At 52.6% G+C, this 11,366-nt stretch carries 13 protein-coding genes; 8 read left to right on the top strand and 5 right to left on the bottom strand.

Going from position 1 to position 11,366, the window contains the following annotated elements:
* The first annotated feature begins 170 nt into the window (after positions 1-170).
* Both BM035_RS19730 and BM035_RS23240 read left to right on the top strand, forming a co-directional pair.
* Positions 171-1,526, top strand: coding sequence for a tyrosine-type recombinase/integrase (locus BM035_RS19730; protein ID WP_092033998.1), 1,356 nt, complete (start codon positions 171-173; stop codon positions 1,524-1,526).
* 106 nt (positions 1,527-1,632) lie between these two features.
* A complete protein-coding gene (locus tag BM035_RS23240) occupies positions 1,633-1,800 on the top strand; it encodes a helix-turn-helix transcriptional regulator (protein WP_175497433.1) in 168 nt (55 codons plus the stop codon).
* Between the two features lie 32 nt (positions 1,801-1,832).
* Here the strand turns inward: BM035_RS23240 and BM035_RS19740 are convergent, their stop codons facing one another.
* Positions 1,833-2,186 carry a hypothetical protein gene (locus BM035_RS19740; RefSeq protein WP_092034003.1) on the bottom strand — a complete coding sequence of 118 codons (354 nt, stop codon included), beginning with the start codon at positions 2,184-2,186 and terminating at the stop codon, positions 1,833-1,835.
* Between the two features lie 165 nt (positions 2,187-2,351).
* On the opposite strand from BM035_RS19740, the gene BM035_RS19745 reads away from it, so the two are divergent.
* Together BM035_RS19745 and BM035_RS19750 are read left to right on the top strand one after the other, a co-directional pair.
* Positions 2,352-2,984, top strand: coding sequence for a hypothetical protein (locus BM035_RS19745; protein WP_092034006.1), 633 nt, complete (start codon positions 2,352-2,354; stop codon positions 2,982-2,984).
* Positions 2,881-3,606, top strand: a complete 726-nt coding sequence (locus tag BM035_RS19750) for a hypothetical protein (RefSeq protein WP_217646365.1) — start codon at positions 2,881-2,883, stop codon at positions 3,604-3,606. The genes BM035_RS19745 and BM035_RS19750 overlap by 104 nt, the downstream gene beginning before the upstream one ends.
* Positions 3,607-3,788: 182 nt before the next feature.
* Here BM035_RS19750 and BM035_RS22820 read toward each other — a convergent pair whose 3' ends face one another.
* From BM035_RS22820 to BM035_RS19765, 3 genes are all read right to left on the bottom strand, one after another.
* Positions 3,789-4,142, bottom strand: a complete 354-nt coding sequence (locus BM035_RS22820; protein ID WP_036206379.1) for a hypothetical protein — start codon at positions 4,140-4,142, stop codon at positions 3,789-3,791.
* A gap of 515 nt (positions 4,143-4,657) precedes the next feature.
* Entirely contained in the window at positions 4,658-5,650 is a 993-nt protein-coding gene (locus BM035_RS19760) for an integrase domain-containing protein (protein WP_092034013.1), read from the bottom strand.
* A gap of 974 nt (positions 5,651-6,624) precedes the next feature.
* Positions 6,625-6,843 (bottom strand): MbcA/ParS/Xre antitoxin family protein, encoded by a 219-nt coding sequence (locus tag BM035_RS19765; protein ID WP_092034015.1) that lies wholly within the window; start codon positions 6,841-6,843, stop codon positions 6,625-6,627.
* A 187-nt stretch (positions 6,844-7,030) separates the two neighbouring features.
* Here BM035_RS19765 and BM035_RS19770 point away from each other — a divergent pair, with 187 nt between their 5' ends.
* Genes BM035_RS19770 through BM035_RS19785 form a run of 4 tightly spaced genes read left to right on the top strand, consistent with a single transcriptional unit; the run spans position 7,031 to position 11,112 of the window.
* Positions 7,031-7,513 (top strand): hypothetical protein, encoded by a 483-nt coding sequence (locus tag BM035_RS19770; protein WP_092034030.1) that lies wholly within the window; start codon positions 7,031-7,033, stop codon positions 7,511-7,513.
* A 47-nt stretch (positions 7,514-7,560) separates the two neighbouring features.
* Entirely contained in the window at positions 7,561-8,781 is a 1,221-nt protein-coding gene (locus tag BM035_RS19775) for a hypothetical protein (protein ID WP_092034018.1), read from the top strand.
* Entirely contained in the window at positions 8,774-10,810 is a 2,037-nt protein-coding gene (locus BM035_RS19780) for a phospholipase D-like domain-containing protein (protein ID WP_092034021.1), read from the top strand. Before BM035_RS19775 ends, BM035_RS19780 begins: the two co-directional genes overlap by 8 nt.
* Positions 10,807-11,112 carry a hypothetical protein gene (locus tag BM035_RS19785; RefSeq protein ID WP_175497434.1) on the top strand — a complete coding sequence of 102 codons (306 nt, stop codon included), beginning with the start codon at positions 10,807-10,809 and terminating at the stop codon, positions 11,110-11,112. Before BM035_RS19780 ends, BM035_RS19785 begins: the two co-directional genes overlap by 4 nt.
* 4 nt (positions 11,113-11,116) lie before the next feature.
* On the opposite strand, the gene BM035_RS19790 is transcribed toward BM035_RS19785, so the two are convergent.
* On the bottom strand, positions 11,117-11,366 hold a 250-nt coding region (locus BM035_RS19790), incomplete at its 5' end, for an ATP-binding protein (RefSeq protein WP_217646366.1).

An 11,366-nucleotide genomic window follows, 5' to 3' on the forward strand; every position in this document is an offset into this window, starting at 1 on the left:
TGTCCCAGTTAGTCTCAGAATGCCCCATATGGTAACTAACCACCTGTTTTTAAAATAAATTAATTGTGCGATTTGATTTTGATGGTATCGTTGAGTGACAAGTATGCCCATCTTACGACAGGTGTTTTGGGGGGTAGGATGATGGGTAGGTTGAAAGTTGGAGCTAGACGATGCCAAAAAAAGTGCCTGAAATGAGCCCTGCTCAAGTTCGCAACCTACGCCATGGGGTGGTGAAAAAGGACAGTAAAACGCGAAAAGCCGGAGAGCCTTGTGTTGCTTATCACAGGGTGGGTGGGGTAGACGGTCTAGTTTTGCAATGTCGTCCGCCAGCGGTTGGACAGGAAATCGGCTCACGCTCTTGGCTTCTGGTCACGACGGTGGGCATACGTCGTCGCGAGATTGGCCTGGGAGGCTATCCCGATGTGAGCCTAGGAGAGGCGCGAGAGCAGGCCCGCCAGAAAAAGGAGGAAATCCGTAATGGCGTAGATCCTGTTGAACAGAATCAAGAGCGAAAGGCCAGAGACCGTGAGCGTCAGCGGAAACAAGTCACCTTCGGAGAGCTCGCGGAGGAATATTACAAGATTAAAGAGGTGACTTTTCGCGGCAAGAACCCGCAGCGGCAGCGAAACCGCTTACGGAAGTCGATTGATCGATGTCTAGGGGAGATTGGTGATACCCAAATCGGCGACCTCACCGTTGAGGACGTAGTACGAGTTCTGAATCCGCTATGGACCACCCAAACACCAACGGCCACCAGAATTCGTCAGACTATTGCCCAAGTCTGGAAGTTGGCGGCATCTCGCAACTTGGTTTCCGGGAAGAATCCTGCAGATTGGGACGACAATTTGGATGGCTGGCTGCCACCGGCAAAGCGTATCCATCACACTAAGCATAAACCTGCGATGCGGCATCATGACTTGCCTGAGTTTATGAAATTCCTGCTGAAGCGAGACACGACACCTGCCCGCGCACTGGAGTTTCAAATACTGACTATCGCCAGACCCACAGAGGTTCAGTTTGCTGAATGGCCGGAAATCAATCTTGATGAGGGAACTTGGACGATCCCAGGCTCGAAAATGAAGAACAGAAATCCGAATGAGCTCCACGTGGTGCCTTTGGTGCCGCGAGCAATAGAAATTCTACGGAGTATGCCTCAGTCGGGCCGTTACGTATTTCCGGGTTATCAAGGAAAAGAGCAGATTAGCGAGAACGCGTTGAACAACACGGTGAAGGCAATTCATCAAGAGTCTCTGAAGTCTGGCGGCAAAGGATTTATGGACCCTCGCTATAACAAGATCGCGTGCGCCCATGGAATGAGAAGCTGCTTCAAAAATTTTGCTGCAGCTAGGACAGATTTTGATGATGTGGTCTCCGAACTCAGTTTGGCGCACCTGGACAGCGATGAGACCCGCGCAGCTTATCTGAGCGAGCAGATCTTGGATCGTCGCCTGCAACTGCTCAACGCCTACTCCAGGTACGCATACACAGGCAAATTGCCAAGGAAACGCCAGCGCAAGGATTATTAACCAAAATTCCGGAGTTTCTGCACTTTTCTGGCAATTACACGCGCCAACCGGTCCTTGTTACCGATTAACTTATTGAGTACCAATTAATCGGAATGAGGTACATAACGTGTTCTACAGCATCAAAGAAGTCAGCGAGCGTTACGGGGTTGCTCCCAAGTCCATTTGGCGTTGGATTCGCGAAGGGCGCTTTCCGAAACCGCTCAAACTTTCACCTAAAACCGCTCGTTGGCACGAGGCCGACTTGCAAGCTTATGAGGAGGGTCTCAAAAAGTAGCGGTCTGAAAATCTCAATTGGCCATAATTGAGCTAATGGCGGGTTCTGTTCGTCTCGAACCCGCCGCACAGTACCGCTCTTTTCATCGCATCATGATTTTTCCGGCCTCCGGTGGCCCTGCTATTCCGGAACAGCGGGTGTGTTGGTGGGAATCGAGCACGCTGTTTCTTCTCTCTCTCAGCTCGACGCTGCAGTGCCAGTTTCTCTCGCTTAATCTCGTCCTGACGTAATTGCTGCTTAAGTTGGCGTAATACCGCTTTGGCGTTCGATGCGTTGCGAAGCTGGCGGGCCAAACTCCTGCATGCCTCCAGGTTGCCTGCTCGGGCACCCCGGGCGAGCGTCAGAAGGTGAGGGAAGTTCTTGGGTTCCAATATGCCGGTTTTCATGCCTTCGTTCCTCAGGTTTTATTGTTGGTTGACCTTCAGCAACATCATTGATTTATCGACGCTTCAAAGACTACTGGAGGATGATGGCCATAAACCTTTTGAAATGTGATCAAATGTGGCAGCGTCCGAATTCCAGGGTTTTGTCGCCACTGTATCGAGGAGCATATGAAGAGCAGAGTCTGGGTTACACTTCCGCCACTCGATGTGTTCTTCCTGCCGCACGTGTCTGATTTTCTGCGAATCGCGCTCGGCGACTCAGGTTCGTTTCCCCGGTTGGTGAAGACAATGGCGAATGCTGCTGGGGTTGAGGCACCGCATCTGAACACGTTAAAGAAAGCTGAGCAGAAGCCAGTAACACCCAGCACCGCGATGAAAATTAAACGCGTCTGGCACGCAAGTATTCCCGACAAGCAATTCCTGGATTCGATCGAAGCTGCAGTGGAGCCCTGGAACGGCCTCCAATTGAAGAACAATGGCTCCTCGTGGGTAGCTGCACTGGCGGGTGCTGGCAAGTCGAAAATTGGCTCGGCCCTCAAAGGATCTAGGGTTGCCAGCTTCCTTGAGCAGCGGATGGCCCAAGAGAAGGCTTTTCTCGACTGGGTCAAACAGGAGACCAGCCGACAGCCGAATAAACAGCATGACCCCGCCGTCTGGATTCGACGGGGTCAAGAGTTCTTGAGGGAGCACCACCCTGGTGGATCCGGAACTCATCTCCTTGATCGCCGAGATCGACCACACCGCCAGAAATGCCGAAAGCGCAGAGTGGCGCAAGGGAAAGAGCATACTGCACTTGGTTAACCATCAATTGCGAATTGATTTCTACTACACGCTGCTCTGTGAGTTGGCTTTGGATGTGGCTGAGTATCTTGCAGCGCATGGGGTGTATGAGGCGCACAGACAACAGTTGGTTGATCAGGGATTTGTGGGAGATATTGCGCCCCGGTCATCGCCCCTGGGAACTCTGTCTGAACAGGACAGACCGTTAATTCGGTTATTTGAGGCCTGGAAGCATCGATTGTCTGCGCTTAATGGTTGCGACTTTAGCTACAGACGAATGGCCAGCTACCTGCCGTTGCCTGGTGACTCAGCTGGAGAGGAGTTTGTCTCTCCTGCAGGGTACACACTGGCAATGCTCAAGTATCGCAAACTGAAACGATGGCGGAGTGGCACTATTCCCGATTTATCGGATTTGGAAACATTCATTGCCAGGCTCTGTGCCGGCCACGACTCAGACCATTATCTGGCGTGGATGAAAGCCCAGGCTGCGCTGGCATGGGGGCGATTGATCGATGAGGAAGAAGAGGCCCTCGCCTCAATTTTCACTACGCATCCAGATCTTCAATGTTTCAATGCCATTGGGTCCTACAGCACATACTGGAACCGTTATCAGAAACAGGCCGCCGACATTTCAGCGGCCTGATCTTGCATAGCTACTTACCCTTGGAAGGGGCGTTACCTCGGCCTCCTCCAGATGGCCGGCCGGTTGTGCTTGGCCAGTTGCCGCCCGGATGACCGTTGGAGGGACGAGAGCTACCTTTACCTTTTGACATGGGAATCTACTCCATTTCTTGAGTTCGGTTTAAGAGTTCTCATCGTTAGGCACTACTGTTTAGTCAGATGCCAACCCGTTTGGTACGGGCATTCATAGACCCGCAAATGAATGTGACTCTCACGGCCAATGATTTCTGCCCGAGCCACTGCTCCTTTCCTGGTTGAATAAAGTTCCTTGGTATCTCCAGAGCCATCGGTGCAGAACTCGCAGGGCTTACTCGGCGTGTATCGTTGCTTGGGGGTTAGATGCCAGTGCTGGCATCGCTGGCATTGGTAATACGTGAAGTCCTGACCGTAGAACAGACTCGCGTGGTCGGCAGAACTCCACGCTTCATATTCAGATTCGTAAGCTGCCAGTGGTTCACCAGTTCGTTTGCTGATGCAACTGTCGAATGTCAGTTTCATTGGGTACTCCAGTTCAGATTGTGGATTTGCGTTTTCCAGGCAATGAGCTCTCTCATCACCTAACGCGATCATCGGAAATCTGAACCAGTGCCGGGAGGGGGCTCGGCCTGTGAAATTTTTCAAAGAACCCCACCCGAACAATCGGAGGATCGTTTATCGACGATTTCGTGACCTCGTTTTCGTGACTCGTGAAACCACTCGCCGCCCTCCGCGTGTGGGGTCTTGGACCAGGCCCAAGTGACCGAACCAATGCCGGTCTTTCCCGAGAGCCTTAATCATGAGTCGCATGGCACGGGTGTAATCAGCCATGGTCGACGGAGCGAAGCCCTCATTGTCGAACCAGGCGTACTTGAGGTACTCCATGTGCTTAAGCTTAATCTGGTTGCAGTACCGAACCGCCGGAAACTGGGCCTCAATAGCATCAGCCATCGTCTGAATGCGTCTTACTGTGCGGCTTTTGGTTGACGTAGAGGCCTCTTCGTGCCATTTGATATTCTTTGTAATGTCCCGAATATTCATGAGCAGCCCCCGATGTAAGAGGAAGCCACTTGGGGACGCCCATGCCCCAGGAGACGAGCGACCTTTTCACGGGCGATGCGATCCAGTACCCGATCCCCGATAGGGCCGCGGAGTGGGCTGGGTCCACGCACGATTTCTTCGTAAGCGTCCTGCGCAAATCCACTTCGCAGTTCCCGGATGGAAGGGATCCCGCATCGCTTGAGGATTCTCCTGCAGCGCCCCAGCTCCCGTCGGTAAAAGCTGATGACGTTGTCTGTTTTCGACAAAATGCATTTGGAGCCTGCCGGCCGAACGGAGATAGCGAATTCAAGTGCCTCGCGCTGAAACTCGCCGGCTTTGATTGTCCGGCTGCGGCAACGTCGGCCCCCTTTCGTTCCTTCAAGGATAGCGGCGGTCCCGGTTGCAGCTACCTCTCGCATCATACGGTCTAGGTCCTGCAGAATGGCCTCATTCGCTCTCATGCCCCAGGCACGTGTTAGCAGAACCACGGCAGCTCCGCGCTCATTGCCGGACGCGATCATAAGATCTGCTGCCGTCTTTGTATCCGCGATATCAGCCTGAATCTGGGTTTTGCGGACATTGGATCTGGCCACGCCCAGCGCTTTGCGAGCGGACAAGTACAGCTTTTCATCTCGACGCATCGCGTACAGACAGGTGTTCACTGTCGAGATAAGATTATGTGCATATGACACTGAAATCGTCGTGTCACGCTTACCATCCGCCCACTCGTAGGCATCATACAGGCGGTGACGCAGGTAGCTGCCATAAGCCTCCACCAGCTGCAGATCGATATACCGAGCATCCCGTATACCATGCCGCCGGCAGAATTCGACGAAGAGCCGGATGCGAATGCCGTGAGTTCGGCGCGTCGCGAAATGGTCGTGCTGACCAAAGAGCGCTGCCAGTGCCCTCTTAATGGCGTACAAAAGTTGTTTGCCGTAGCCAAAATTGCGCTTCTGGCTGCGCGGCGTCTTACGTTTCCGTTTCATTGCAAAATTACCTGTTCTTGATGGTTTGAGATTAGTTGCAGCTGTTGCGAGGCAAACCCTGCGGCTGTCGGGGCAGAGCCTGGTCCCCTCGCTGACACTCCACCCCGTCGCCGCAGTCAGATACAAAACCATGGGGAAATCTCCTCTGGTCGTTGGGAGTGTCGTTCGTGCCGCTGCAGGCACCGTGTTTGTCCATTGCGAACCGTGGCTAACGAATCAGCGAATGCTGTTCGTTGGGGTAGCGGAGCCGTCACGGGGTCAGCGTGACGATGCAAAAGATGGGTGCCTGATACGGATCAGGCTTGGGGGCGAACAGGTCGAATCGAGCATGCCGGTGGTGACGCACCGGGGGAACGATTCCGCTCGAATCTGGTTTTAGTCAGGGTCTTCGACGAGTTCTAGTCCGAGGATCGGCTTGGAGGCATTGGAAATACTGGGGTTCCCAGTTCCAGGTCAATGCATCTCTCTAACGTTCGGTGGTCGCTCGCAGAGATGCGGAGCCCAGAAGGGCGGTTGGATTAGCGAACCTGCAGTCCGCTTGGACGCTCGTTTTGAGCTGTTTGGATCGGGTCTTGCCCCGAGGGATACCGGTCGATAATCGACGGTGAGACACTTGCTTTTTATTTAACCAGACTAGCTATCTGGCCGGGCAATTGATGCTCGGGTTGAGCTTTTATTATCGAAATCGCGAATGGACTTGTCTACTCGCGTAAACGCAGAATTAGTGCAATAAGACCAATATGATGCCTGCTACCATGCGGCATTATGTGGGGTGCGAATACAGTCCGGGATTGTTTACTGGCCTCTCAGTAGACTCCAAGTGTACTTAGGAGCGACAACTTGGGAAGAGCAAAAAGGAAACTCGTCCCGAAAGTCCATTACAGGTACATTTGGAGGACACTATGGGGCACCTGGAAGAAGTTTGAGCATCACCGGTGCACATCTTTTGCCGAGAAATCGTTCAGGCAGGATTTCTAAGTCCAAACTCCGTGTTCGAGCCGGCCGATGATATCGAGCAGCTGTTGTGCTCGCTCGGAGGTATCAATGTAGTTGATTGGCACCTCGTTACCGATTGCTGGAAGAGGTTTTGAAAGCCATTTTTCCGCCATCTCCTGATCGCCTTCGAAAAGCTCGGTAGCGTTGGAGATGACTTGAGCCCGAAGCCATTCAAAGTCAGCTTTTAGCTTGGCCATGTGAACCCTCGTCCTTCAGCCAGTCCGTTACTCTCACGATTTTATTCTGGTGAAAGGGGATAGTGAACCCTTGGAAATTTCCAATGAAGCAAGCAGTATTGATGACTGGTCAAATTCGCAGGCTAACTACTGGTGACCGGAAGTTGGCTTAACATCCTATGGATGGGTTTAAGTGTTGGGAGAGGAAATGATTGATCTGCTGGAATCCTGGATTGATGAGGTCAATGAGGCCCACAAAAGCGACCGCCGCCCCTGTTCAGTTTTGCAGCACCAGTTTGAAGGCTATTATCGCCCGGACCTGCTCCGCTCATCCTATTTCGTAGTCGTGAAGGCTATCCCCATGCCGAAGATGCCGGAGCTCAGAGAAGCAGGGTTGGCTGACTTTATAGATAATGAGGGCCACTTCGGTGGTATCACCTACAAAGATACTTACTACCTTGTGCCAGAGGCAGCCAGGGATGTTGGTATCCACTTTCACGAACTGGTGCACGTTATCCAATGGCGAACGCTCGGCGCGCGAAACTTTATACAGCGCTATATGGAAGAAATACGAAGATTTGGGTACAGCGAAAAGGCTCCGCTTGAGGGAATGGCGTATGGTCTGCAGAGAATGTTCGAAAAGGGAGTAGTGCCCTTTGATGTGGAGAGAAAAGTAGTCGCGACCCTCTGACGAAAAGCGAGGGTTCCAGAATAATAAAGAGATGGATCTGAAACGATATGCCTTTCCTTTCACTCCTTGATGACCGAGCCAAACCCAAAGGTTCACGTGACCCACTGGGCTTCGAGCTGGTATGGACCCATTTCGGCCGAAAGGTGGTTGGTAACCTGACCACCATCACCAGTTCCGTTGAGAACTTCACCGTTGCGCTGCTCGGCTTTTATTGGGCACATCAGATCCATGGGAATGCCGACAAAGACAGTCGCGAACGGCTAATCAGGGAGACGTTCCTTCGCTACGAGCAGCTTGCCGCCTACCTCCGCTACCAGTCCGGTAGCAAAGAAATCATGGGTATTACCCGCGTTCACAAAAATATGACAGCTCAGGCGGGGTCGTTAGCTATTAGCTTGAAGGCTCAAATTCTGAGCAATCAGGCAAGCTATGGCTTGTGGGGCTTGTACAGTTCGGCCCTGAAAGATTCCGGGCTTGTAGAGGGGAGCGATCGGAAGCTTACAGCGGAAGGGATGGACCTCGCTGCAACAATCGCACAGGGTCTGAACGCCAACGAATTCATTCAGCTGTTCAGGGTCGACGGTCAGCTTTCCAGACATGAATGTGAACGCTTGGCCCCCCAATTTTGGCATGCAATTCGTAAGGAGACTGTCCGACAAAATCTCACTCATATACTGCTTCGTGGTCGCCACAATCAGTCAGCCTCGGTACAAGAAGGTCTTTTCGCGGCGACCGAGAAGCTCGTGAGAGCGGGTAAGCTAACCGGTAAGTTTTCCCAGAATTTGAATCAGGTTCAAAGCGTCGGGTCGCCCGAATTGCAGAAGTGTCTGGAGGAAATCCAGCGAGTAGAGCGTGTGCTGGTCGCCGCTAACAACGTTTTCTATTACCTGCTCACACAGGATCATCGACCGGTTTCTTCAGTTGTGGAACAGATTGAAAGCCAAGCTTATGACTATGAACACCTGCCAGAGACTTTGCCCCAAGGGATGACTCGCAGGAGCTCGCTTTGCGAGATCAATGACAATCTGAGAGCTCGCAACCATTGGGGAGCAGTGAGTGCCGTCATCAAGTTAAATGCGGAGGTGATGAAAGCGAGGGGTGGTGCTCCCTGGGTAACCTATGACGGCGACATTCTGAACGTCAAAGTGAAGTCAGAAACGGCTGTTCTTCGGTCCAGGGAAGCTCTCCTGGATGACTGGGACTACGACTACTTCCTGGGCTCCTATTTTCGCATTGCCAAAGCGAATCTGGAGGAGCGTAATGGATAATGCGCAGATATCCCAATACCTTGAAGAACGTCTGGGAGGGCGCCCGGTTAAGGCCGCTGTCTTTACCACCTACACCTTCGATCCCGCATTTTTTGAGCTGGAAGTTGTTCCTCTTTTATTGCCAGAAAACAGCTCGTTCTCGATCGATGAACGGGTGAAACAGTTCCAGGTACGAGAATCCCTCAGGGAAGCCGAACTGCCGATTGATGTCTTTTACGATCAGAACATATTTCGTATTCAGGGCGAAAGCTCCCCTGGAATGGAATACGGCTGCCACGGTGTTTCAGAAGGAAATCGCGCTTTCCACCCGAAGCTATCGTTCCTGCTTGTAGGTAACGGCGCTGGGGAAAGTGACTCCTTACTGATATCCGCCGGTTCCAATAACCTCACTAAGGCTGGTTGGTGGGATAACATTGAATGTCAGCACTGGGAGGAAATTGGCCAACAGAATGGCGATGGAGAGTTTCTGCAGGTACTGAAACAGGACCTTGAATACCTGAAAGGTAAGCAGATAGTCCAGTCGGGCAATGGTGCTGTTTCTGAAATTCAGAGATTTCTGGCTAACTGCGTAGCGGATCCTGAAGCACCACCAGTCCACTACTTCGGATTATCCAGTACAACACGGTTTCTGGATTTTCTATCGGCAGAGACCAGCCAGCTTAAAAAGCCCGTTGAACTGGAGATTATCTCGCCATTTTTTGCCGACGACTCCAGGAATAATCTGCATGAGGCATTTCAGGATTTGGGCGTAAGTAATGTGCGCCTATTGTTGCCGCGTGATGATAAGCAAGAGGCTCTTTGCAACATCGATTATCTGGCCCATATTGATAGGTTGGAGAACGTCTCCTGGTCCGATTGGGTTAAAACAACATCAGACCCATTGGGAGTAGGAAAAGAGCCTCATAGGGAACTGCACGCCAAGATTTTCAATTTCATTGGCGCTGATCGGGCTTTCACCTTTGTTGGGTCAGTGAATTTCACGTACAAAGCGCTCAATGAGAATGTCGAAGCCGGTTTTCTGGTAGCTACAGATCCAGAGTCGCTGTTGGAGACGATCTCCGACGATTTGCCGGAGGTTAGCCAACGATCACTCGAACCAGCACCGGGCGAGATTGACGGCGAAGAGCAGGGCATCATGCCGCAGATCTCCCTCACGTTTGATTGGCTGACCAAAACCCTGAGCGGGAGAGTGGGCTCTGAAAGCCCGATCGAAATTGATTTAATCGGCCCTGACGGGGTAGATAGCACGGCAGTGAAGGGCTGGCCTCTCGGCAACTGTTTGAGCAACTACACTGGCGACACGGAAGCTCTGGAGAAGGCGCTAGCCAACGGCTCCCTGATCCTCGTTTCTGGACGAGTTTGTGATTCCGGTGAACTAATCGCCCCGCACCGTGTTTTGCTTCAGCAAACGCATTGGTCGCACAAACCACAGCCCGAGCTCGCCACACTATCTCCTCAACAGATACTGGCGATTTATGCCGGAATGTCTCCGGAACGACGCCAGCTGCTGCTGACAGACGCACGGGTTAAACGGCTTTTCGAACTGGGCGAGCGAGGAGAAACCAGCCTGATCGAAGAGGCGCCTCTGGAGAACGAGTTCTTTTCCGAATATGCCGAACTGTTCCACGCATTTCGCATGCTGAGGCGTGACCTCAGCAACGAGCAATCCACACCGAAGAAGCAGGATTACTACCTCACCGGCACCGGCGTGGATAGCCTACCAACCTTAGTAGGCCGGGCTGCAGCTGCACTCGAACCCGCGCAGGAGAGTGATCACCAGCTCCATCCAGTCAGTGCGTATCTGTTATTACTCAGTGCCAAGGAAGTCTATCGATCAGCCGAATTTGCAGGTCGCCCCTATGTCACAGCGCAGTTGGAGTTTATCGAAACGCTTCTTCAACAGATACGCGAGAGCAACTTGATCAAGCTTTCCAGTGAGCGTGAGGCTGATCGAGACCGGTTCTTCGATTGGTTTGAGGCTCAATTTCTGCAGCAGTACCGGATCGAAAGAGCGGAGGGTAGCGCATGAAACCTTACCCTATTCTCGACCTGGACTCTGCACGCCATATTCTTGATTTCAGTGGTGGTAGGGATGAGCTCAAATCGCTCGGCGAGGTCCAGCTCCGTGGCGCGGTTGCTCTTTACAACATGATCAACACCGAGAATATCGGGTTAGGTTATCTCGCCGATGAAGTCGGAATGGGAAAAACCTACATAGCGCTCGGAGTTGTTGCGCTGATGCTGCGTATTCCGGCGAACGTGACCGGTCATTCCGGGGATCGTGACCGATTTGCACACGGCCATCACGCTGGAGTGAGTTTTGTACTCTGAGCGGTCACGATGGGTCAACCGATTCCGGTTTTTGTGTTTTCGCTTTTCGCAGTGATTCCCCCTTCAGATTGAGTCGGTGAGCGCCGTGTAGGAGCCGATCCAGGATGGCGTCGGCGAGCGTGGCGGAGCCGATGTAGTCGTGCCAGTGTTCGGTTGGTAACTGGCTCGCGATGAGCGTTGAGCCTCGCCCGTGCCGGTCTTCGATTACTTCCATCAGGTCTTGCCGTTGTTGTGCCGTCACCTTCTGCATGCCC

Source organism: Marinobacter sp. DSM 26671, from assembly GCF_900112835.1.
GTDB lineage: Bacteria > Pseudomonadota > Gammaproteobacteria > Pseudomonadales > Oleiphilaceae > Marinobacter > Marinobacter flavimaris.